The organism is Paraburkholderia sp. JPY419 (genome assembly GCF_050435705.1).
Lineage (GTDB): Bacteria > Pseudomonadota > Gammaproteobacteria > Burkholderiales > Burkholderiaceae > Paraburkholderia > Paraburkholderia youngii.
This window is the reverse complement of the sequence record NZ_JBNDKV010000003.1, coordinates 409614-433502: the sequence shown is the minus strand read 5'-3', so window position 1 is coordinate 433502 and position 23889 is coordinate 409614. Positions and strand designations below refer to the sequence as shown.

General features: G+C 57.1%; 18 protein-coding genes and 6 pseudogenes. 16 read left to right on the top strand and 8 right to left on the bottom strand.

The window, feature by feature from the left end:
• Positions 1-4: 4 nt before the first annotated feature.
• Together QFZ91_RS25515 and QFZ91_RS25510 are read right to left on the bottom strand one after the other, a co-directional pair.
• Positions 5-2077 (bottom strand): recombinase family protein, encoded by a 2073-nt coding sequence (locus QFZ91_RS25515; protein ID WP_429568858.1) that lies wholly within the window; start codon positions 2075-2077, stop codon positions 5-7.
• A complete protein-coding gene (locus QFZ91_RS25510; protein ID WP_429568857.1) occupies positions 2064-2303 on the bottom strand; it encodes a hypothetical protein in 240 nt (79 codons plus the stop codon). The genes QFZ91_RS25515 and QFZ91_RS25510 overlap by 14 nt, the downstream gene beginning before the upstream one ends.
• A gap of 264 nt (positions 2304-2567) precedes the next feature.
• On the opposite strand from QFZ91_RS25510, the pseudogene QFZ91_RS25505 reads away from it, so the two are divergent.
• From QFZ91_RS25505 to QFZ91_RS25455, 11 genes and pseudogenes are all read left to right on the top strand, one after another.
• Positions 2568-3011 (top strand): annotated as a pseudogene (locus tag QFZ91_RS25505) (ATP-binding protein); the annotation flags it as partial.
• A 374-nt stretch (positions 3012-3385) separates the two neighbouring features.
• Positions 3386-3588 (top strand): annotated as a pseudogene (locus QFZ91_RS25500) (IS5/IS1182 family transposase); the annotation flags it as partial.
• Between the two features lie 213 nt (positions 3589-3801).
• Entirely contained in the window at positions 3802-4686 is an 885-nt protein-coding gene (locus tag QFZ91_RS25495) for a GHMP kinase (RefSeq protein WP_429568856.1), read from the top strand.
• Between the two features lie 40 nt (positions 4687-4726).
• Positions 4727-6352: a pyridoxal-phosphate dependent enzyme gene (locus tag QFZ91_RS25490; RefSeq protein WP_429568855.1), complete on the top strand. Its 1626-nt coding sequence runs from the start codon at positions 4727-4729 to the stop codon at positions 6350-6352.
• 202 nt (positions 6353-6554) lie between these two features.
• Positions 6555-6993, top strand: a pseudogene (locus QFZ91_RS25485) (transposase); the annotation flags it as partial.
• A complete protein-coding gene (locus QFZ91_RS25480) occupies positions 6985-7155 on the top strand; it encodes an IS1096 element passenger TnpR family protein (protein WP_429569137.1) in 171 nt (56 codons plus the stop codon). The pseudogene QFZ91_RS25485 and the gene QFZ91_RS25480, both read left to right, overlap by 9 nt.
• Before the next feature lie 199 nt (positions 7156-7354).
• Positions 7355-8062: pseudogene (locus QFZ91_RS25475) on the top strand (IS5 family transposase); the annotation flags it as partial.
• A gap of 95 nt (positions 8063-8157) precedes the next feature.
• Complete coding sequence (locus tag QFZ91_RS25470) at positions 8158-9264, top strand: IS5 family transposase (RefSeq protein WP_429522659.1); 1107 nt, start codon at positions 8158-8160, stop codon at positions 9262-9264.
• 172 nt (positions 9265-9436) lie between these two features.
• Positions 9437-10033: pseudogene (locus QFZ91_RS25465) on the top strand (transposase); the annotation flags it as partial.
• A 165-nt stretch (positions 10034-10198) separates the two neighbouring features.
• On the top strand, positions 10199-11521 hold the full coding sequence (locus QFZ91_RS25460; RefSeq protein WP_429522490.1) for an IS5 family transposase: 1323 nt from the start codon (positions 10199-10201) through the stop codon (positions 11519-11521).
• Between the two features lie 319 nt (positions 11522-11840).
• Positions 11841-12091, top strand: a pseudogene (locus tag QFZ91_RS25455) (H-NS histone family protein).
• A 355-nt stretch (positions 12092-12446) separates the two neighbouring features.
• Here QFZ91_RS25455 and QFZ91_RS25450 read toward each other — a convergent pair.
• Positions 12447-13142: a GntR family transcriptional regulator gene (locus QFZ91_RS25450; protein WP_429568854.1), complete on the bottom strand. Its 696-nt coding sequence runs from the start codon at positions 13140-13142 to the stop codon at positions 12447-12449.
• A 460-nt stretch (positions 13143-13602) separates the two neighbouring features.
• Here QFZ91_RS25450 and QFZ91_RS25445 point away from each other — a divergent pair, with 460 nt between their 5' ends.
• The 5 genes from QFZ91_RS25445 (at position 13603) to QFZ91_RS25425 (ending at position 17981) form a co-directional block, all read left to right on the top strand.
• A complete protein-coding gene (locus QFZ91_RS25445) occupies positions 13603-14067 on the top strand; it encodes a hypothetical protein (RefSeq protein WP_429568853.1) in 465 nt (154 codons plus the stop codon).
• 226 nt (positions 14068-14293) lie between these two features.
• Positions 14294-15784, top strand: a complete 1491-nt coding sequence (locus tag QFZ91_RS25440) for an ISNCY family transposase (RefSeq protein ID WP_429568831.1) — start codon at positions 14294-14296, stop codon at positions 15782-15784.
• 139 nt (positions 15785-15923) lie between these two features.
• Complete coding sequence (locus QFZ91_RS25435) at positions 15924-16976, top strand: IS630 family transposase (RefSeq protein ID WP_429568852.1); 1053 nt, start codon at positions 15924-15926, stop codon at positions 16974-16976.
• Between the two features lie 69 nt (positions 16977-17045).
• Complete coding sequence (locus QFZ91_RS25430; RefSeq protein ID WP_429568851.1) at positions 17046-17816, top strand: ABC transporter substrate-binding protein; 771 nt, start codon at positions 17046-17048, stop codon at positions 17814-17816.
• Complete coding sequence (locus QFZ91_RS25425) at positions 17817-17981, top strand: hypothetical protein (RefSeq protein WP_429568850.1); 165 nt, start codon at positions 17817-17819, stop codon at positions 17979-17981.
• Positions 17982-18264: 283 nt separating this feature from the next.
• Here the strand turns inward: QFZ91_RS25425 and QFZ91_RS25420 are convergent, their stop codons facing one another.
• The 5 genes from QFZ91_RS25420 to QFZ91_RS25400 are packed head-to-tail and all read right to left on the bottom strand — an operon-like array spanning position 18265 to position 23878.
• Positions 18265-19704: an MmgE/PrpD family protein gene (locus QFZ91_RS25420; protein WP_429568849.1), complete on the bottom strand. Its 1440-nt coding sequence runs from the start codon at positions 19702-19704 to the stop codon at positions 18265-18267.
• Between the two features lie 16 nt (positions 19705-19720).
• The gene (locus tag QFZ91_RS25415) at positions 19721-20932 is read right to left on the bottom strand and encodes a threonine synthase (protein ID WP_429568848.1); all 1212 of its coding nucleotides are present in this window, start codon (positions 20930-20932) and stop codon (positions 19721-19723) included.
• Positions 20926-21960, bottom strand: a complete 1035-nt coding sequence (locus tag QFZ91_RS25410; RefSeq protein WP_429568847.1) for a succinylglutamate desuccinylase/aspartoacylase family protein — start codon at positions 21958-21960, stop codon at positions 20926-20928. The genes QFZ91_RS25415 and QFZ91_RS25410 overlap by 7 nt, the downstream gene beginning before the upstream one ends.
• Positions 21961-21986: 26 nt before the next feature.
• On the bottom strand, positions 21987-23183 hold the full coding sequence (locus QFZ91_RS25405; RefSeq protein WP_429568846.1) for a M24 family metallopeptidase: 1197 nt from the start codon (positions 23181-23183) through the stop codon (positions 21987-21989).
• Positions 23180-23878: a GntR family transcriptional regulator gene (locus QFZ91_RS25400; protein ID WP_429568845.1), complete on the bottom strand. Its 699-nt coding sequence runs from the start codon at positions 23876-23878 to the stop codon at positions 23180-23182. The genes QFZ91_RS25405 and QFZ91_RS25400 overlap by 4 nt, the downstream gene beginning before the upstream one ends.
• Between the last annotated feature and the right edge of the window lie 11 nt (positions 23879-23889).

Genomic DNA, 23889 nt, shown 5'->3' with positions numbered 1-23889 from the left:
CACGTCACTGAAGTTCAAGGGGAATTTGCTGCGGGTCTTCTGGTAGCGGGCGCCGCGACGCACCGAACGAACCCCTCTGTACCTCAGAGCGCTGCAGATCGGCAGCCTTGATGACCCAGGGAGCGCCCTTGCAGGCCTGTGAGGCGTCGAGCGTACCGGAGCTTATCAATCGCAATACTGTCATCTTGCTCACGCTCAATAAGTTGGCGGCTTGCTCCAGTGTCAGTTCGCCCCGTTCATCGCGCTCGCCGATCTTGTAGACAGGTATGTGATGATCCCCGCGGAAAGAGCGCACACGCATCTCTGTCCAGCTCTGATTCTTACCTGTCCGATGTCCCAGCCGATTCAATAGCGAGGCAATGCCGGCGTCGTTGAGCTGACGTGCCAGTTCGGTAATGAGGACCTTGACTTCGACATTTGTTGTCCACCGATGCCGCCCAGAACGGTTCTTCACCACACTCAGCTCGGTGTGATCGCCTCCCTGCCAATGAATAATCAGTTCGATTCTGGCATCGGTTACCTTTGCCACAATTTCCTTGATTACGGTGCGCAAAATGCGCTTGCGGACTTCATTGCCAGCCTCCGGGTGATTCCAGGCGCGGGGCAGGTCGGCGCCAAGCGCCAATAATGTGCTTCGTTGTTGCAGAGTCAAGCCACGGTCATCGTGAGCCGCCAGCGCATCTATTTCGGCCTGCCGCTGGGAGATCTGAGCCAGACGCTCGTTCCAGCGCCGTTCGAGTTCGGCGGCTACAAGCCTGTTATCGGGATCTACGGCGTCGAACTGCCGTTGCGCTCTTGCAGCTTCGAAACGCGCCTGTTCAAGTGCCAATTCGAGCTGCCGTCGCCGGGATTGATCATCCTTTGCACGCTGTTCGATAGCGCGCAATGAAGCTTCCACGCCGATAGGCTTGAGGGTCTCGAGGACCTCGGCAGCTATGGCCTGATCGACGCGCAGCGCACCGAAAGAAATACATCTTTGCGGCGTGCCGTGATTGATAAAAGCACCCCTGCAGTGATAACGCGCCGTATTGCCCCGACGCCCGGTATAGCCAACATGCAACTTGCGGCCGCAGTGGGCGCAGCGTAAGAGTCCGGCCAACAAGGCCTCACCTCGGCGCAGTGCGCCTTTGGCCATGCCGCCGCGCATGTTGGTGTTGTCGGCAATCACGCGCTGGTTGTGCTCGAAGGTATCCCAGTCAATATAGCCTTCATGATGTCCGCGGATCAAGACCTCCCAGTGCTCGAGCTGACGGCGGTGCCCGCGAACCACAATCTTGCGACCAGCCTCGATGCGCACACGAGTCTCACTGCGCCCGAAGACATACGCACCGGCGTAAACAGGATTATTAAGAATATGCAGCACGGTGCTATAGGTCGGCAGCTTCCACTGCACGCGGCGGCGCCCCTCGTCATATTTGGCACACGGCAGTTCAAAGCGCTCCTCGCGCAGCCACAGCAGTACCTGGCGTGCGCTGCCAGTCTGCGCGAATCGCGAGAATACGGCCGATATTGCCTCCCGAATGCGCAGATCCGGGTCAAGCTCAATCCGGTTGTCTTCACTGCGTATGAAACCGATGGCCACGGTCGTATGCAGTTCACCACGAGCCGCCTTGAGCTTGATCGCTTCGATCGAACGCTGTCGCAGAAGTGACAATTCCATCTCTGACATCGTACCCTTCATGCCCAGGAGCATCCGATCATTGATACCGCGAGGGTCATAAACACCGTCTTCATCAACGATGACACATCCAACCAACGCGCAGAATTCCAGCAGCGTGTGCCAGTCTCGCCCGTTACGTGCCAGGCGGGAGGCTTCAATGCAGAGTACGGCGCCAGCCTGTCCACTGCAAATCGCAGCCAGTAAGCGTTCGAAGCCCGGACGGGCCACTCCACCGGCGGAAACTCCAAGGTCGTCGTCAATCACGACTACCTCCGACCAGCCAAGTAACCGTGCGCGATCTGCAAGACCATACTGACGTCGGCGACTCTCCGTGTTGTTACGGAGCTGGTCAGTCGTTGATTGCCGCACATAGACGTAAGCGCCGCGCGACAGGTGTTCAGGGCTAATCTTGCTCATCGCTGTTCTCCGGGCTTCGTGTTGCATCGGCGTTGTCGACCACTTCCCATAACAGTTGGCTTGGCAGCGCGACGAGTTGATCGTGAACCTGCTCCAGGCGTGCCCGGGGCAGCGGCGGTTGAACGCTGTCGAACAGATCCGTTTGGGCGGGTTGCCGCGTGCGCAGCGGAAGAGACTTCATCGGCGCCTCCGATTGGCTGGATACCTGCCGAAAAAGATAGAACAACGTCGAGCTCCTGACGCAGCGCCAGCAGCGCCGCCATCGGTAGGCGAGCCGGTAAGTGGGTAGGCACGTCGCCCGCCGACGGCAGTGTCATCCACCGCGGAAGATAAGCGCGGGTGCCGTCGGGTTGATGAACGATGAGAAAGTCTTCCGCGCCTAGCGTCGAGCGCCCCAGCACCTCGACCTCACAGCCGGCACGCGGATGGAACGGATAGTAGATGCGAACCAGCTCAGGGAGCTGTTCGCGGGCAGTATGTCTTTGCTTCGACTGGCGCTGCGAAATCGTGGCTCGCTTGCGCCTTCGCCCAATACGCTTGCCGGCGCGGGCATTCAGCCTTGTATCTGCGCGTGCCGCGACTTGGCGAGGAGCTTCGCGTTCTGCACGGCAACGGCGGCTTCACAAAATGGTTGCTGCAGGTTGCCCGCGTCGACGTGCTTCTATTGGACGATTGGGGAATGGCGCCCCTCGATACGATGGTTCGAAACGATCTGCTCGAGATGATCGATGACCGCTCGGCGGGAAAGGCGACCATCGTCACCAGCCAGTTACCGATTGAGCACTGGCATGGATGGATCGGCGACGAGACCATCGCCGACGCAATGCTCGACCGCCTCATGCAGCGTCATCATCGGATCACGCTTACCGGTGAATCCCTCAGAAAGGCATCCCCAAAACCCAACGTCCTGGAGCCCGAACTCGACCAGAACTAACAAGGAAATCTACAATCGACACCGCGCAACGCCCAACCCCGCCGAATCGGTCACGTTCCCGAAATCGGTGGTCACCTTCGCCGAAATACGCAGCGTCATCGCTGCATCCCGGAACGACAGCCGGGCTGTCCGGTTTGTCATCTAGATGACGTCGGCCGTAGGAATTCGTTCAACTGATTGCGTGGTTGTGCAATCATTTTGATCGTCGGCGCTCTCTTTTTGCGGGCATGCATCTTGTATGCAAATCGACCTAGCAGGCTCTTGAAATAACCTCCCTCCGTCGTCATCGGGGCGGAGGCGATAAATGTTGAAACAGGGGAACGGACAACACCGAGACCGAAACGCTCCGTGGAGCAGATGGCTACGCCAAAGCGATGTTCACAATCGCAACGCTGGATGACTTCGAGGCTACGAGCCACCCCTTGCGGCCGATTCGTATCTGGCGGAACGATGCGCTCAAGCGCATGGGCCGGCTGTTCGCACGCTTGTACGCGAAAGATGCGAGGTGCGGTTGCCGAGCAGCGCCCCGGACAAACTGATTCGTGCGCCGCTGTTGCAGGTGTGGTATTCGGTTCAGCGAACGCACGCAGAGGCAGGCAAGACGGTCGGTATCAATTCGACACGGACCAAACCGCCGCGGAAGTTCTCTGGAAAGGGATTGCTCGCGCGAGTGAGGTGTATCTCAGCAGACCACTAGGAGTTGCAGGCCCATTCTTTACCGCGTATGAAATGCACTCTCTCAGTATTCGTATTGGACTTTCTTGAACCAGAGCCAAAGGAGATACAAAGCATGTACGGGAAACAAGGGAGTGGCGAGGCCACCGGACATCACGGGGAGCTTCTCCAGGGAATTTTTGAAGACGATACTGGTTTGCTACGGCATGGTTTAGTCTCCATGCCTTACCGGACTCTGAAGTCAAGGGCGGAGTTCCTGCCGAACGAGAAAAAGCGAGAAGTAGACGCTTTTCCAAGCCGTTGCGAAAAAGCCAAACGCGCCGCAGAAATCACGCTTGAGCGGTTCTCGGCTGCGAGGGTGGGGGGGGTACTTAGGGTTACGAGCAATATCCCTGTTGCGCGTGGCATGGGGTCATCCACAGCTGACGTTGTGGCCAGCATCTTGGCAGTTCTTGAATCTCTTGATATTAACCTGCCGCCTAGCGATGTTATGCAAATTGCAGTAAGCGCTGAGGCGGCATGTGATTCAACACTATTCTCGCAACAGGCAGTACTTTTTGCGCAACGAGATGGCATTGTGCTTGAAGCGTTCAGGAGGCTGCTTCCTCCGATTGACTTTATTAGTGTAACTGCGGACACCGAACAGACTGTCAACACTCTTGATATGGAATTGCCTCAGTACAACTTAGAAGAGGTCGAGAAATTTCGGCCGATTCGAGCTCTATTGCGTAAAGGGATTGATACATCCGATATCAAATTGCTTGGCCGCGTCGCGACAGCAAGTACCTGGATTAATCAACGTTTTTTACGAAAGCCACGCCTACACGATATTGACGAAATTGGCAAAAGATATGGTGCAGTCGGGCTGCAAATAGCACACAGCGGAACGGTTATTGGCATGATGTTCGATCCGTCGAGTGAAAAAACTGCGGAGAACATGTATTTGGCTAATCGTGAATTAGTGTGTTCAGGATTTGAAGCTATTGTTATCGAACAGTGATAAAAACTTTGGGAATAAGAGAATTATGAATCGAAATTTCATGCGAAACCTCGAGGATTTCGAAAATCCACGGATCGTCAGGCTGGATGCTAATCTTTATGGGGCAAGCTTCTTTCTGATGAAGCTGCTTCCGGCGCGGTTCATACTCGAACAAGCTGTGTCGGAGGGGCTGCTCAAACCGGGTGCCACCATCTGCGAGTCTTCTTCTGGTACATTTGGTCTAGCGTTAGCCATGTTATCCGTTCAATATGACTATAAGCTCATATTGGTAAGCGATTGGGCAATCGACCATCATCTTAAAAGCCGCCTTGTAGAGCTTGGCGCACACGTAGAAATTGTGAACGATCCGGCACCACAAGGGGGACTACAACAGGCTAGGCTAAATAGGTTGGCCAAATATCTGAAGGAAATCCCGGGCAGTTTTTGGCCGTCTCAATATTCTAATATTGGCAATCCACTCGCCTACGGTAAGTTCGCGGAGCTGCTGATCCGAAAACTTGGGAAGGTCGACTGCCTAGTGGGGCCGGTTGGTTCCGGTGGGTCGATGTCAGGCACTACTGGATTTTTAAGAGTGCTATTCCCTGAGTTACACGCTATTGGCGTGGATATGCCATATTCTGTTTTGTTCGGTCAGCCCTGCGGGGATTTGGGGGATCTTAGTGGTCTCGGGGGGGAAATTGTGCCTTCCAACGTGGATCATCGTCAGTTTGACGAGGTTCACTGGATGACGCCTGCAGAAGTGTTTCATGCAACTCATCAACTACATCGAGAACATGGGCTATTTATGGGGCCGACCAGTGGCGCAGCCTATAGAGTGGCAGATTGGTGGTCTAGGAAGAACCCCGGCAAAAACGTTGTGGCGATTTTTCCAGATGAGGGACACCGCTATGTCAAGACTATTTATAACTATGAAGACGACTGGCTTTCGTCTTTGTCCATTACGTCCGCTTATGTGCGGGAGGCACCGGTAACCGTGAAGGCACCCACGGAGATGTTGACAGGTTGGTCGTGTTATGCGTGGGGGAGACGAACACTTGATGAGGTTCTTTCTCGTGTCATTGAAGAAGAGAGGCTGGACCTTGTCTCTCGACAGCAAAAATTGGAAGTCTCGCACTCAGTCGCCAGTACCTCAGAAAAATCCTTTTGCACCGCACCGACCTCCCACATCGTGGCAGGCGATGCCAGGCTGTTAGCGTTGTCGTGTTTCGACAGTGCTACCGTCGCGCATCTCGGATTGGATGCCGATCAATGTCAATTTGTCGACCCGTTGTATGTGGTGTTTTCCGAACTGCGCCAAAGCCAAAATTCGGAATTCGAGCATTCTTTTTCAGTCGTAGTGCATGATGAGGTTGTAGGTTTTTTTGTCCTTCGAGAAAAGGCCGCGGTGCCAGAGTGGGCGAAGCCGGACGCTATGACGATGCACAGCCTCCGGGTGGGCCGATCATACCAGGGCAAAGGATACGGTAAAGCTGCAACAGAACTAGCTATTGGGTGGATCGTGTCCAATCGCCCACATGTCGGGCGTTTAATGCTTGCCGTCAATGTGCGGAATGCGGTAGCTAAAAGCATGTACCTGGGCTCTGGCTTCAGAGATACGGGATTAACCTACTGCGGCCCGATTGGTATTCAGAATATTCTTGAATTTGACATTACACCAGAAAAGTGATGGCCTTCAATCGGCTTCTGACTGCGCGTTTCTTGTTTCGGCCGAGACAGTGTCTAGATACTATGGAGGGGCCGCGGAAGTTAGGAGCTAAAGTCGGAAGTGGTGTACGGGGGATCTGAGGCGGGGAATTGAAGGCGGTGGAGGTTTCAGCTGAGAATCTGATTGTCGAAGTCGGAAACCAGCAAACAACAAACCATCCACCATGAGCAAGGATACGGAAAAAGCAGTCGTCGGTCTATCGGGCGCCGGCCTCGGGCTGGACGAATTGGTCCGCCAAGGAGCGCGGCAGGTGATTCAGCAAGCGATTGAAGCGGAGTTGGCTGAGTTGATGGAGCGCTTCGCGAACGTCAAGACATTGCACGGGCAACGCGCCGTAGTACGCAACGGCTACTTGCCAGAACGCGAGGTGTTGACGGCCGCCGGCCCGATTGCGGTGAAGGTGCCAAAGGTACGCGATCGATCAGGATCGGGCGTGAAGTTCAATTCAACGATTGTGCCGCCGTACGTAAGGAAGTCGCCCCGTGTAAGCGCAGCGCTTGCCGTGGCTGTATCTGAAGGGCATCTCGACTAGCGACATGGGCGAAGCCCTGAGCGTGTTGCTTGGCGATGACGCCAAGGGCTTGTCGGCCAACGTGGTGAGTGACGTCGGCGGAGTGCCAGGATATGCCGACTTCCTCGAAGCGATCGCCGATCCGACGCACGAAGAGCACGACCACTTCCTTGAGTGGTGCGGCGGCAGCTTCGATCCCGCCGCCTTCGATCTTGTGCTCGCGAATCAGCAACTCTCGGAAGTCAAGTTCTGATCGTCAAGACGGCCTCGGATTGACGCTTACAAAAGATCAGCGCTCTGAAAGCGTGTTATGCAGACCTTCCTTAGATAGTCGAGCCTGATCAATTCGGAGAGCCTTGCGTGGCAGAGCTTTGAGGCCGAATTGGTGTTGTGAGATTTGCAGGATCCTGGCACATTAACGTGAGAATCCTGCATTTTTCGACGAGGTGCGAATGGGTCCGAAGACGCCTGTGACGGAGGGAGATTTTTTCCGCCAGCCGCTGCGCGAACAGATCAACCTGAAGCATCCGTTGATACGTTTGGCCGACCTGATCAACTGGGAGCGACTGGGCGCATCAATGAGCGAAAGCTTTGTATCGCGCAAGGGACGACCGGCGACATCGCCGAGGCTGATCGCCGGGTTGCTGTATTTGCAGCACGCGTTCGACCTGTCCGACGAAGAGGTCGTCTGGCAATGGGTAGAGAACCCGTACTGGCAGGTGTTCACCGGCGAGACCTACTTGCAGACCGAACCTCCGATCGACCCATCGAGCCTGACGCGTTGGCGCAAGCGAATGGGCGAAGCCGGCGTTGAAGAGTTGCTGGCCGAAACGATCGAAGCAGCAAAACGCGCTGGCGTGATCAAGGCTTCGAGCGTCAAGCGCGTGATTGTTGATACGACCGTCATGGAGAAGGCGATCGCCCACCCAACCGATTCGCGCCTGCTCGAACGGTGTCGCGAACATCTGGTGAAAGCCGCGGCACGGCACGGTCTGAAACTGAGGCAGAACTACAACCGCGAGGCGCCGCATCTGGCGCTGCAGATTGGCCGCTACGCTCACGCGAAACAGTACAAACGCATGAGGAAAGCGCTGCGCACGCTGCGCTCGCGCGTTGGACGGGTGATGCGCGATGTGGAGCGGCAGGTCAACCAGGTGGCCGACCTAGCAGGCTGTTGAATTTGGGTCCCGTGTAAACGGGGTTTGAGGGACGGGCGTTATGGATATCGTGTTCATGATCTTTGGCAGCGGATGCGATGCGCGGAATGGATGAGATGCAGGAACCCCTGTTCACGACGGTCAAGCTCGAGGACTTCGTCCCGGCAGATCACCCGTTGCGACCGATCCGGTTGCTGGTGAATGACGCGTTGAAACGGCTCAACGGGCTGTTCAGCGTCATCTACGCGGACACCGGCCGTGCCTCGATTGCGCCTGAGAAGCTGATGCGGGCGCTGCTGTTGCAGGTGTTCTACTCGGTGCGCAGCGAGCGCATGCTGATGGAGCAGATGCGCTACAACCTGCTGTTCCGCTGGTTTGTCGGGCTGGCGATTGAGGACGCGGTGTGGGACCACTCGGTGTTCTCGAAGAACCGCGACCGGCTTCTGGAGCATGAAGTCGTGGAAGCGTTCTTCACCGAAGTCATGAGCCTGGCGGACAAGCGGGGCTTGCTGTCGAGAGAGCATTTCTCGGTGGACGGCACGCTGATTCAGGCGTGGGCCAGTCACAAGAGCTTCCGCCGCAAGGACGGCCCGGACGATGGTCCGCCAGCCGGCGGTGGCCGCAACGCCGACACTGACTGGAAAGGCGAGCGACGTAGCAATGCCACGCACGAGTCGACTACTGATCCGGAGGCGCGATTGTTCAAGAAGAGCCACAAGAGCCCGGCCATCCTGTGCTACCACGGGCACATCCTGATGGAGAATCGCTCGGGGCTGGTGGTCGGCGCCGTGGTGAGTCACGCAGATGGTTTCGCCGAGCGGGCCAGCGCATTGCAATTGCTCGATTGCGTGCCAGGCGCTCATGCGAAGACAGTTGGTGCCGACAAGGCGTATGACACCCGCGACTTCGTGAACGATTGCCGCGCTCGCAACGTGACACCGCATGTCGCGCGCAACGATGAGCGTTGGGGCGGCAGCGCAATCGATGGTCGCACTTCGCGGCATACAGGCTACCGGATTAGCCAGATCATCCGCAAACGAATCGAAGAGCATTTCGGCTGGGGTAAAACGGTCGGTCGGATCCGGCAGACGGTCTATCGCGGTATCAAGCGCGTCGACCAGCACTTCAAGCTGACGATGGTTGCGAGCAATCTGACCCGCATGGCCCGAATGCCAGGGGTGGTGCCGCAAGGAGCGGCGCGATGAGCCGTCACGGCGTGAAGACTGCGCGCCAGCGGGGCTGCATGCGTGCGCATGCCCCGCGCGGATCGCGCGGCAAACCGGTAATTCAGCGGGAAATTGCACGCGCAAGTCTCCTGAACGTAGCTTCGGTCGTCATGACGGGGCGCTTTTCAACAGCCTGCTAGGCTGCGCTGAATTAACGGAACTGATCGCCCGCACGAGACGCATTCTGGCGCAGAAGCCGAAGGACAAGAACAAGCTTTATGCGCTGCATGCACCGGAAGTCGAGTGCCTGGCCAAGGGCAAGGCGCGCAAGCCGTACGAGTTCGGGGTGAAAGTTTCGATCGCGACGACCCACAAGGAAGGACTGGTGGTTGGCATGCGCTCGATGCCAGGCAATCCGTACGACGGGCACACCCTGGCTGAAGCGCTGGAGCAGGCGGCAATCCTGTGCGACGCCACGCCGGAGGTCGCCATCGTCGACCGTGGCTACAAGGGTGTCGCCGTCGATGGTGTGAAGATCTACCACCCGGGCTTGCGGCGGGGCATTACACGCGGACTACGCGCGATGATCAGACGGCGCAGCGCAATCGAGCCAGCAATCGGTCACATGAAGACAGACGGAAAACTCGATCGCAACTGGCTCAAGGGTGCGCTCGGCGACGCGATGCACGCGGTGATGTGCGGCGCAGGACACAATCTACGGATGATCCTCAGGAAGCTGCGGCTTCTTTGCGCCTTCATTCTGACCGCCTTGTTCAACCACCGACTTGCTCGGCTTCAATCCCCGTAACTACGGTGCTCGGCAAAACGAATTGTTCAGGACGGACTAGATAGTCGAGCCTGATCAATTCGGAGAGCCTTGCGTGGCAGAGCTTTGAGGCCGAATTGGTGTTGTGAGATTTGCAGGATCCTGGCACATTAACGTGAGAATCCTGCATTTTTCGACGAGGTGCGAATGGGTCCGAAGACGCCTGTGACGGAGGGAGATTTTTTCCGCCAGCCGCTGCGCGAACAGATCAACCTGAAGCATCCGTTGATACGTTTGGCCGACCTGATCAACTGGGAGCGACTGGGCGCATCAATGAGCGAAAGCTTTGTATCGCGCAAGGGACGACCGGCGACATCGCCGAGGCTGATCGCCGGGTTGCTGTATTTGCAGCACGCGTTCGACCTGTCCGACGAAGAGGTCGTCTGGCAATGGGTAGAGAACCCGTACTGGCAGGTGTTCACCGGCGAGACCTACTTGCAGACCGAACCTCCGATCGACCCATCGAGCCTGACGCGTTGGCGCAAGCGAATGGGCGAAGCCGGCGTTGAAGAGTTGCTGGCCGAAACGATCGAAGCAGCAAAACGCGCTGGCGTGATCAAGGCTTCGAGCGTCAAGCGCGTGATTGTTGATACGACCGTCATGGAGAAGGCGATCGCCCACCCAACCGATTCGCGCCTGCTCGAACGGTGTCGCGAACATCTGGTGAAAGCCGCGGCACGGCACGGTCTGAAACTGAGGCAGAACTACAACCGCGAGGCGCCGCATCTGGCGCTGCAGATTGGCCGCTACGCTCACGCGAAACAGTACAAACGCATGAGGAAAGCGCTGCGCACGCTGCGCTCGCGCGTTGGACGGGTGATGCGCGATGTGGAGCGGCAGGTCAACCAGGTGGCCGACCTAGGCTGCGCTGAATTAACGGAACTGATCGCCCGCACGAGACGCATTCTGGCGCAGAAGCCGAAGGACAAGAACAAGCTTTATGCGCTGCATGCACCGGAAGTCGAGTGCCTGGCCAAGGGCAAGGCGCGCAAGCCGTACGAGTTCGGGGTGAAAGTTTCGATCGCGACGACCCACAAGGAAGGACTGGTGGTTGGCATGCGCTCGATGCCAGGCAATCCGTACGACGGGCACACCCTGGCTGAAGCGCTGGAGCAGGCGGCAATCCTGTGCGACGCCACGCCGGAGGTCGCCATCGTCGACCGTGGCTACAAGGGTGTCGCCGTCGATGGTGTGAAGATCTACCACCCGGGCTTGCGGCGGGGCATTACACGCGGACTACGCGCGATGATCAGACGGCGCAGCGCAATCGAGCCAGCAATCGGTCACATGAAGACAGACGGAAAACTCGATCGCAACTGGCTCAAGGGTGCGCTCGGCGACGCGATGCACGCGGTGATGTGCGGCGCAGGACACAATCTACGGATGATCCTCAGGAAGCTGCGGCTTCTTTGCGCCTTCATTCTGACCGCCTTGTTCAACCACCGACTTGCTCGGCTTCAATCCCCGTAACTACGGTGCTCGGCAAAACGAATTGTTCGGGACGGACTAGATAACGACTTTAGTTGACGCCGGAGCCTTTACTATTAGTAACAACTTTAGTTGAAATGCAAACCGGCCGTTGCGCCTTACGCGGTGGGCCTCTGAGATAGATTTTGCATCGCACCGCAGTGTTAACAACTTTAGTTGTGCAAGCGATGAGCGTGATCCACAGTCTGTCGCTGCACAGTTCGCTGCAGCATCTGTCGCGCTCCTTCGGGGCCACCTATCAATCGCGCAAAACCAAAGCAGGCTAAGATCGCCCTGACCATATTCGACGGTTGGGGGGATCATGGCTACGTTCAAAGAACTGAAAGCGCAAATGGCCGCGTTGGAGGAGCCAGGGCCAAGTTTGCCGCCTACGGGTTTACCGAGCGTGATATCTTCGGACGTCGGCGGGGCACACGTGCGACGTCCGGCGGGGGCGTCGTGCCTCTCAAATATCGTGATCCAAAGACGGGCGCGACCTGGTCGGGCAGGGGGCGTGCGCCCAACTGGATCAAGGACGTGAAGAACCGCGACAGGTACCTGATTCGCGACTGACGTCGGGCGAAATTTCTACTGCTTTTCTCGTAGCACGTCGACAGGGTTCGCGCTGCAGCCTACGGTGCTGTCTGCCTGAAGAATGTGCGCACGCAATGCCGGCGAGGTACGCTCGATTACGCCGTTATCGAAGGTCGTTCAGGTAGGTTTAAGATATATGGGGTGGCGGTCCATCAGCTCACTTACGCACCTGCCTCGCGAACGAATCCGCCGCCATCAGCAAATCCGGGAGGCGAAGATTTCCGCGGTCGCTGGACTGTCCCGGAGCATGCGCGATCGACCGAAAGTGGCCTTCCGGACTGAACCCAGTATGTTCAGGCCCTGACCGGCGGACCCCGCCATCGCAAGTCATGATTCAAGGGAAGTCTACCGTACATGCGAGTCGATCGAACGGTGCCTGGACCACGCCGTAGACGGTAATACCCGGATCACTCGTTTCCATCCTGTACAGGCGGCGAAGCATGGGATATCCATTCGGGACGTCAAATATTCCTTCGACTGCCCCAGCGGCAGGTGCAGCATCGATAACTATGTGCGTCTTTTGGATGTCAATCGAGTGCGTCTTTAGCACGTCGACTACGAACCGCGCGCCAAATTCCTCGACAATCTCATTATCGATCTCAGGCGAAAGATAGGTTATGTCATACATGAACGGCGCGTCATCTGTCCAGATCGTTTTCCGAATGCAAAGCATGACGTGATCGGGAGGGGCGAGCGTGTTCATTGTCGGATCAGATATCTTCTCTCGCGTAACCGAAACCGCCTGGATGCTCGTGTCCTGCAACGAAGGCTGCATCACGTCAAGCTGACGCAGCAATCTCTGTTGTCGCTTGACATACGTTCCCTTTCCGGGGACCGCGGTCAGTTCTCCGGCCGCTTGAAGATCACGCAAGGCGCGCTTTACGGTGATTGAACTGACGCCGAATTCCTCGCTCAACATGACAGTCGAAGGAATGGGGAGGCCCAACGAGTATGCACCCGCCGCAATGCGTCGGCGAAGCTCCTCCCGCACTGACTCATGCAGTGATTGCGACGGTTGTATTTTGATCAAGTTTTTCCCTTTCGTGGCGCGGCTGCAGAAACTATCCACTATATCTCGCAGAGTTATGGATGCCTAGTATTCCAGGCATCCGTTTTGTATCCCGACGGGGTTGCCATCATCACCCATCTGACTTGAGCACTACCATTGGATGGCTCTCTGGAAAAGCAAGCTTGGACGCTGATGATATACCTGTTATATTAGGCATATCATTGCGGTGTATCTACCGTGCCCTTGAGGAAGAAATGGAACGACGACCGCTACTTGGGATCATTCAACTCGACTGTAACGATACGACATCGTATTCGTCCGACGAAATTCTGGCAATGGGAGTACGCATGCCGTTCTGGATCGGGGACCCGTCGTTCTGGGGGTCTGTTTCGGAACGTAATAGCAGCAGGGGCAGATCCTGCGTCAAACAAGCTTCCTACCCCTGAAGCCGTGGATGGCAAGCGGGACAGCTGGACGGGAAGTGCAACTGATCATTGGGAATTGCGGCTATATGTGGGCGTCGCGGCAAAGCCTCTACGGAAACACTGCTACGGCGTCGATCACCAGTGCACTTGAATTCCTCGACCTCGCATTGAAGATGACGAACCGTCCCATTGGCATCATCACTTGGGACGCGAAGGCCTTGGTGCCACTTCTGCGCGATTGCTCCGGAGCAGAGCGATTTCGCTTCCTGACGGTTGGCGACTTGCTGGAATGGGAGAAGGCGTCGGCCTATCGTGAGCTGGTCGGCTGGTCCAAAGAACAGATGGCGCAAGAACTTGCTGCTCGATTGCGAGAAGCGTTTGGCGTGAATGGAGTCTTCAACGATGTCGGCGTGCTGGTTATCGAGTGCACATTGGTGCCGGACTTTCGGCCTAGAATCCGAGAGATAACGACTCTTCCGATTCTAGATCTTCTCACTTTTGCCCGAACCGCACTGCGGTAGTGCTTCGCATTGAAAGGATGCCCAGATAGCAGGGAGGAAAAGATATCGAAGGTATCGCGAAATACTGCTTTCGCAGTTCGTGTTGATAGACATAATTTGGCGCATCGCTAGCAGAGAATGTAACGGCTAAGTTGTAATGTCCGCTTTTAGCCAAGTTCAAATGTCCGCTTTTTGAGTCGATCGTAAGCTGATCAACCGCTGGGATTCCAGTGTTTGGGAGCTTTGGATGTCGGCAACAGAACGGATAACGATGACGATGCGTGAGCTGGACAGACTCAAGGTCATTCAGGATGTGGTGGACGGCAGGCTCAAACCGTTGCGTGCGGCGCAGAGACTTGGTTTGACGACGCGGCAGATTCGTCGGCTGGTTGGCCGATTGCGTGAACACGGGCCCCAAGGTCTCGTGTCGCGGCGACGCGCGAAGCCCAGCAACAACCGGCTGGATCGCGTAACTGCAGAGCGGGCGCTGTCGATTGTCCGTGAGCGCTATGCCGATTTCGGGCCCACACTGGCGTGCGAGAAGCTGTGGGAATGCCACGGCATCCGCCTGGCGAAGGAAACGGTCCGGCAATTGATGATGGATGCCCAGCTGTGGGTGCCGCGCCGTCAACGTCCGCCGAAGATCTATCAGCCACGTGCTCGTCGCGCCTGTCTGGGCGAACTGATCCAGATCGATGGTTGCGATCATCGCTGGTTCGAGGACCGCGCACCGGCCTGCACGTTGCTGGTGTACGTGGACGATGCGACGAGCCGGCTGATGGAACTGCACTTCACCCAGACGGAATCGACCTTCAGCTACTTTGAGGCCACTCGCGCGTACATCGAGCGCTATGGCAAGCCTGGTGCGTTCTACAGCGACAAGGCCAGCGTATTCCGCAGCACCAGTGCCGAGCGGACCGAGCGCAGCGTGACGCCGTTCGGGCGCGCGATGTACGAGTTGAACATCGACACGTTCTGCGCGAATTCGAGCCAGGCCAAGGGGCGTGTGGAGCGCGCCCATCTGACGCTGCAGGACCGCCTGGTAAAGGAACTGCGGTTGCGCGGCATCAGTACGCTGGACGAAGCCAACGCATGGGTGCCCTCCTTCATGGCGGCCTACAACGCGCGCTTTGCCAGGTCGCCGAAGAGCGATTTCGACGCACACCGGCCACTGCGAGCCGAAGAGAGCCTTGATCTGGTCCTCACCTGGCGCGAGCCGCGAAAGGTCAAGAAGTCGCTGACGGTGCAGTACGACCGGGTGATGTACCTGCTGGACGATACGCCGGAGAACCGCAAGCTGATTGATCGATATATCGAGGTCTGGGAGTATCCGGACGGGCGCATCGAGCTGCGGGCGGATGGCCGGGTAGTGCCGTACCGCGAGTACGACCGGCTGACCGAGGTTGACCAGGGCGCCGTCGTCGAACACAAACGGTTGAGTCACATACTTCAGGTCTCACAGGTCATTCAGGCTCAACGCGATCACAGCCGGATCGGCAAGGCGCCCTCGCGCACGCACCGCGGTGACTCGACCAGGACCAACCGGAATACGCCACAGCCAGGCAAGAAGAAGCAGCGCGAGGTTACGCAGACCGACGTCGAGCACGTGGTGATGGAACTCGCGCAACTCAGAACGTCGCCAACGCAACCCGGCAAACCTGGCCGGAGGTCTGCAAGGGACAGTGGAACAGGCGTAAGCGCCCTGCCAATTCAAACGCCATCCATCGACACTGCGTGAGCTGAAACCCTAAGAAACAGATTTCCAACCCCTAAAAGCGGACATTTGAACTTGGCCAGTAAGCGGACATTTCAGAATGGCTTTGACAGAGAAAGCGATGGACCAACGATTTACTGACGAGTGCACCAAATAGTGCGTTATGCGTTATATGGGCATAAAGACGAAAACTGATGCCCGCAAATTGGACGGCGCCACGCAGGCGCACCTGAGAAAAATGGTGGTGCAGGCCGTGCGTGACGGCATGACGCAGATTGCGGCGGCGAAAACCTACGGGGTGAGCCTGCGAGCAGTGAGCAAATGGATGAAGCTGGCGCGCGACGGCGGCCTGCGGGCGCTGCGACCTGGCAAGCGAGGCCGCCTGCCGGGAAGTGGTCGGTTGTTGAATCACCGACAGGCTGTGAGAATCCGCAGGTTGATCATCGAGCGGCTGCCGGATCAACTGGCGCTGCCGTTTTACCTGTGGACGCGCGAGTCGGTGGCGCGACTGATCGAGCGGGAGTATGGCATCACGGTGTCGGCGTGGACGGCCGGCCGATACCTGAAGGCATGGGGCATGAGTGCCCAGAGGCCTGTGCGGCGAGCGTACGAGCGCAACGATGCGGTGATCGAACGCTGGCTGAACGAAGACTATCCGCAGATCGCGAAAGAGGCGAAGCGTGAGAAAGCAACGATCTACTGGGGTGACGAAATGGGCTTGCGTAGTGATCACATCAGCGGCACGAGCTTCGCGCTTAAGGGCCAAACGCCGGTGGTGCGCGCGACAGGACAACGCTTCGGCTGCAACATGGTCTCGGCCATTACGAACCGCGGGGAGTTGAGCTTCATGGTCTTTGAGGGAACCTTCAGGAACGCGACGTTCATCGAATTCATGAAACGCATGCTCAGGCAGGTCACGCGCAAGATCTACCTGATCGTCGATGGACACCCAGTGCACCGATCCGTTGCCGTCAGGCAGTTCGTCGCCGATAACGCCGAACGTCTGCGCCTGATCCGGCTGCCGGGGTATTGTCCCGAGCTGAACCCGGACGAACTCCTGAATCAGGATGTGAAAACCAATGCCCAAGGCAAGAGCCGACCGACCAGCAAGGCGGAAATGATCGGCACCGTTCGCCGGCATCTGCATCGTCGACAGAAGGAGCCGCACGTGATCCGCAACCTGTTCAAGGAAAAGCATGTCCGCTACGCCGCCTGATCAAGTGCGCACTATTTGGTGCACTCGTCAGTAACGCTTATATCGAAGAAGAATGTATTGGAGATAGTAGTGAAGAAGTTATTTTTTGCATTCGCACTTTCATCGATAGCGATCGGAGTACACGCCAAGGATTGGTCTGCGATCCGGTTTGGCGTGGATCCGACCTATCCGCCGTTCGAATCCGGGGACACCAGTGGAAAGCTGACCGGTTTTGAAATCGACATTGGAAATGAAATCTGCGCCCGCTTACAGGCGAAATGCGTTTGGGTAGAAAACGATTTCGATGGAATGATCCCGGGGCTCAAGGCCCGCAAATTTGACGCAATCTTGTCCGGGATGTCGATTACCCCTCAGCGGGCGAACCAGATCGCGTTTACCGACAAGCTGTGGAGTTCCTCTTTGCGTCTTGTCGCGAGGAAAGGTTCAAACGTTCTGCCGACAGCTGCCTCTCTGAAAGGCAAGACCGTAGGAGTCCAGCAGGGGACGGTCGGAGAAACATACGCCAAGCAGCATTGGGCGCCGAACGGCGTCACGGTTGTACCGTATCAGAATCAGGATCAAGTCTACGCGGACTTGACCGTTGGCCGGCTCGACGCCTTGCTGATCGGCGACGTGCAGGCACAAATTGGCTTCTTGCAGACGCCGCGGGGTGCGGGCTTCGCATTTATGGGCGACAAAATTGTCGATCCGGCGAGCGACAAGGGTGCTGCCATCGGAATGCGCAAAGAGGACACGGAACTAAGGGAGAAAGTTAATAAGGCGATTTCGGACATGCGAAAGGACGGGACATATGACCGGATCGACAAGAAGTATTTTACGTTCGACGTATACGGAAGCTGATTGAATTCGGCCGCAGCGATATCCGGAACCTACCGCGTCTTCTTTAGTGTTGATCGCACGGGTATCGCGACCGCCGCGCTGAAGGTGTTGTTGCCGGAAATTCAGGCGAAACTTGAACGCTACTGGAAGCCCAGCAGCGTGTGCACGCCTCCGCAATATTCCTAAAGTCGCATCACACGCCCTGTTACTGCAGCAGCTTGAATTGACTCCCCTAGAATTCGGTGCGCAGTTTCCGGCTTTCGGATAGACGAGGCGGGCACATTAACTAAGACTTTGCGGCAGTGATGTGCCGCCTCGAGACGTTTTCACAGTGAGCTGCCGCTTCGCTTGCGGTTCCCGTGTGAAGAGAGTGGGGCATCAGTCTGAAGCCAGCCACGGCTGAGGTTGAGGAACGGTAAAACGAGGGCCGAAAAGTGGTCTGACGGCAACTCCATCGTTGATACAATTATCAGGATCTCGACGCACGTAGCAGGTTGACGAGCTCACGCATCGAGTTGCAAGCTTCCATGCTCATGATGCGCTCGAAGATGTCTTCTCCGCTGCGCTCCATTGGAGTTCCGCAAACATTCTGCAAAAATTTTCGCTTCACATCCAAGTCGTTGAAAGGTCTGCGCCAATGGCCCAGTGGCCAGTCGACCGACGTCTCGAACGAGCGACCGTCCGATGACAGCAGCGTAACAGAGGACTTGTGCTGATCGATGCTCCAGAACGCGTCTTCTGCAACCGGATCCACCTCAACGAAAACTTTTTGCATCAACTCAGCGACCCTGCTGTCCCCCATCACAGAAGGGGAGAACCATCCCCGTCCGACTTCGACGGACAGGAGTGCCATTGCCGACACATATTGTATCGATAACTGTGCATCAATGTCAGACAACGGCGCTCGATCGGAAAACCATTCGGGGATTCTGGAAAACGTCCGGATCGAAACCTTGTCTATAGAGTCGTAGTGGACACGTCTGGTTGCCATGAGGTTGGAAATGGCCTCAATGGTTGTATGGAGAAAAGCGCAGCAGGGAAATCCCTTGAATGATGATTCTCTCGTACGCCAGGTGTGGCCAAGATCAGCTGACAGGAGCATCGCATTGAAACTGTCAGATCCGATTACTTGCGCGAAACCTCTATCCCGGTCGCTCAGCATGGCGAAGGGGCCGATGATATCCTGGCGCGCGCAGATCGCCGCATCGATTCCTCCAAGTGCCATCTGGCCATAGTTCGCCTTGAGCGCGTGGGCTGGACGTCCATACTGAACGTACCATAGCGGCAGACAGGTATTGGCGGCGGCATGGCCGAGTGCTGAGCGGAACTGGTCTTCCGATCCTCCCGAGACGACCATAGCTGCCGCTCCGGCGGCTACACCATGCCACGCGTGGTATACCGCGAAACGCTGATATGCTTCTGGGCTGGCTTGAGTTGCGTCATGAAGCCTGAGACCTGCTTCGTACCCAGCAACGACGCCCGCAAGGAACTGCCTGGGCGTGGCATTGAGGTGCTCACTCATTGCCAGCGCGGCCGGTATGACGGTGGCGCTGGGGTGGCCGACAGCGACATCCTCGTAGTCGAGAACGTCCGACAGCCAAGCGTTTACCTTACCGGACAACGACGGTGCCAGGCGCAACGACGTGCCTACAACGCTGCAGCCATCCGTTTGTTCTCGTGTTCCGTAGGCAGCCAGGATCTTTTGACCGAGAACTGTATCGGTTCCAGCAATGATGCAGCCGACCGTGTCGAGCGTTAGCAATTTCGCCTTGTGCACGACATCGTCCGGGATGTCCTCGTAGCGCAGGTCCGTCAGAAAGCGCGCCAGTATGCCCGCGTGCGAGTGAGCCGGATCTTCAGGGAACAAGATGTGGCCTCGCGGTTGTGCCATCCACGATTGATCGATCACGTTATTGCTCCTTTTCTCACTTGTCATTTTCTATCGACGCTTCGTCGAATTCACCATCCTGCAGTCCTTTCGCTATCAGTTGAGCACCAAACTCTGGATGCTCCTTGTAACCATGTGACGTTGCAATCATGACGACGCGTGATTGAGGTCCGATCTTTCCCTGAGCCAATAACTTTCGCAGTCCAGACAGGGCGGCAGCACTCGAAAGCTCAACGTACAGCCCTTCCTTGCCCAGGAGAAGCTGGTCATCGCGGGCTTCATCATCGGTCACCGACACGCCAGAGGCGTCCGTCAGCTCGAGGGCGACCAAAGACTGGACGGTGACGGTGTTCCCGCCGATCGACGCCATCGCTGTGTCGCCGGAGTAACTGCTACATACCATGCCGTGTCCTTCCCTGGCATGACCGATACGCGGGAACGGTTCGACAGCATGCACCCTCGGTCTTGTACTGATCAGGCCGCTGTCCCGCAAATCCTGATAGGCCTTCGCGATGCCCCACAGGAGGTCACCGCGGGCGGTGGGTACGATTATGTCGGTAGGCGGAAGTTCCAGAAATTGTAGGTATAGCTCGAATGCAATTGCCCTGTATCCATCCACGCCAAACGGGTTGCTCCCGACAGGCGGCATAAGGTAGTTGGTGGCCGGATACCAGTCGCCGCGCTTCGCATGTCGTGCAATGAGCACCCAGCGATCGTCCGAACTTTCCATTGCAATGATCCGGGCGCCATGCATCTCGATTGCTCTACGCCAGTTCGGGCTCATGTCTGGCGTCGTCACGACGATACAATCGATGCCCGCACGCGCTGCATAGGCCGCCATTGAAACGCCGGCATTTCCGCTCGAGGCAACCGCGATCGTCGTGGCACCAATGTCAAGTGCACGTTGAGCGACCATCGCGCCCATTCGGTCCTTGTGGGAACCAGTGGGATTCGCGAACTCATTCTTGGTATATAGCGATTCAATTGCCAGCGAGGCAGCGAGCCGTGGCAGACTCGACAATGACGTGTTCCCTTCACCAAGGCAAGAGGCGCATTCATACGCCAGCCACTCTGCCATATTGTCCCAATGAAGCACTGCTGGAAAATCGGCGTAATGAGGCGCGACGCTCGCCGGCGTGCCACGCTGCAGGCAAGAAGGACAGCCTTCGAAATAGTCGTCGAGCGGGTGAAGCTTTCCACACCGGACGCATTTCATAGCGTATACGTTTGGGTTAAGTTTGCTCAGCACGAGGTTCTCCCACGTGGCAGCGAGGTGGCATCCTGAAGAAGGCCAAACAGACAGTCACCACGGGTCGCCAGTGTCAGGTGACGCTTGCAGACCACCAGTCCGGAAGAGGCAAACAAAACCTCCCGAGGTTGGCGATGTGGGTCATCTACAGAGTGGAGCAGTCCGGCAAGTTGTCCGGCCTTAACCTCGTCGCCAAGCTCAACCCGCGGTTCGAAGAGGCCGCTGCTGTCCGCGTAGACGTAGAGGTCCATGCTCTCGCAACTCATCATCCTGACAGGCTCGGGATCTGGCGCTTCACATGACGCCAGAATACCAATGTGCTTGAGAAGCCTCAGTGCACCATGTTCGGCAAGATCGGAACCGGCGCGGCGCAGGGCTGCGCCTCCTCCAAGCTCGGCAGTGATGACGGGTATGCCCAAATCCCCCGCAGCTGCGGGCAGCGTGGTATTCCCGCCCCCGCCCGTCCCGTCGGTGACCTCTGCCAGAGGCACTCCGAAGACGCGGAGTAATTCGAGGAGTCTTTCATTTTCCGCGGATGTCTTCGCGCCGCGAACAAGGGCGCATGGAAGATAGTCTAGAGAGCGACCGCCCGAGTGCAGGTCGACCACAAGATCGGCCATCGGGAGAATGACATGGGTAATGTAGTGGGCGATCATCTCCGTCGCGCTACCATGTGCACGCCCGGGGTAAAGCCGGTTGAGGTTGCCTTCATCGATTGGCGAGACTCTGCGACCAGCCTGTACCGCTGGGAAATTCAGCGATGGTAAAATGATAACCCGACCTGACACGTCGCTCTCACGCAGCCCCCTCGCCAGTCGCATCAATCCAATCTGGCCTTCGTATTCATCGCCATGGGTGCCGGCGATGAGCACGGCGGTCGGGCCGACCCCATTTCTGACGCATATGGCGGGAACCGGGATCCATCCATAAGCCGAGGTGTCGGTTGAGATGGGAAGTCGGAGAAAATCGACTTGTTTGCCGTCTTTCGCATAATCGATCGTAGACCAGATTCGTGTCGAGTCTGACATTTTTAAACTATCCTAAAAGCAATGGTTTAGCGAATCACCGGAAGGGCTTCGGGTGACAGCGTGCTCAGAAACTCAATGCCAGATTCGGTGACGAACACGACTTCCTCGAACTGGAACACCGCGCCGTCACGTTCGAGTTTCGGCTCGATATGAAGCACCATTCCTGGTTCGATGATCTTCGTGTCTGCTGCAGAGAGAGAAGGGGGTTCGGTGACATCCATCCCGCCACCATGTCCGATCCGCGACACCGCGCTGTACACCGTGCCGAGATTGGCATCGCGCCACATCTGGTCGAATAGTTTGTAGACGTCGGAACAGGTCATTCCGGGCCCGATCTGTCCTGCGAGATCAAGTGTCAGGGATCGCACGGCCCCATATGTACGGATTTCCCAGTCGGCGGGCTCACCGGCGCGCGCGATCCGGTTGCAATCGGCAGGATAGCCGCCATACGTCGCCCGGAAGTCGGTCCAGACGTAGTGTCCCTCCTCGAGCCTCCTTTCCTTTGCCGTTCGTGCGTAAGCGAAATCGCCCCTCGAGAACAGCATTGCTATCGGTTCTGCGCTTTCCGCACCGTTGAGGTAGGTCTGCGCTTGGATGAGGTAATAGAGCTCATATTCCGTCATGCCAATATACGCATTTTTGATCGTCTGACGGAACGCGGTGTCGACGATTTCGTAGGCCACCCGATTCATTTCCGCCTCGAATCTGGACTTGATCAGTCGAACGTTCCAGATTGCATCTGCCGCACTTTTGACACGGCCTTGCGCATCAAGAGAACTGAGCTCTTCAATCAACCCTAGGCACCCCCGACCGAACATGTCCTGCCCATAGTCCACTGCGATATGACGAGAGCTGGTATGGGTCTTCCCTTTGATCCAGTCCGCGACAGCGGTGACGGACTCGTCCAGGTAACCGCTGTAGTACACCGGCTCAAAGATGCGGGGCCTGAGTTCGACCGTGCGGGCCTCACCGAGACTGCCAAAGAGCGCGAAGTCCGCGAGGGAGATCGCGGCAAAAATGGGGCGTGCCTTGTGATCCCACGAAAGTTCCTGGTAGTCGGTAAAGTAGTCGACGTTCTTCTTGTCCGTAAGAACGATCACGTCTATCTTCGCCTTTACCATCTCGCGCCGGATGTTCGCGAGCCGTTGATGCATTTCGGCTTCCGGGACCGCCGGTGCGGGCGATCGGAAGACTTGCGGGACTTCGAGTTGCAGTGCTTTCATTGTTTAATCTCCATACCTTGAGACGGAAAATTAACATAGCAGGCGAGACGGTCGAACGGCGCCTGGACGACGCCATAGATCGTGACTCCTGTGTCACTCGTCGTCATCTTGTAAACACGACGAAGCATCGGATAACCGATCGGGACCGAGAAGATTTCGCCGACTGTTGCTGAAGCCGGGGCAGCTTCAGCAACAATTCGCGTATTGACAATCTGAATCCCGCGACTTCTCAGGGCATCCACAATAAAGTTTTTGCCAAACTCCTCCAGGATGTCGTCCTCGACATGCGATGAAAGATAGCTGGCGTCATATAGGAAAGGGATGTCCCCGTCGAAGATCACTTTTCTTACGCAAAGCATCACCTGATCGGGCGGTTCGATAGCCGCCATCGATGGATCGCAGATCTTTTCCCTCGTTACTGAAATCAGCCTTATGTCTGCGCTGTGCAGCGAGGACATGCGCAGATCAAGCTGCCGCAAGATTCGTTGCGGCGCTTTCACGTAAGTGCCTTTACCCGGGATCGCAGCGAGCGCGCCCGCGGCCTGTAAGTCCCGAATCGCACGCTTGATGGTGATGGGGCTAACACCGAACTCCGCGCTCAGCGCTGCCGCCGATGGGATCGGCAATTTGCGGGCGTATGTTCCGTTCCTGATACGTCTGAGGATTTCCTCGCGCACACTCTCGTACAAGGACAAAGAAGTCTCCA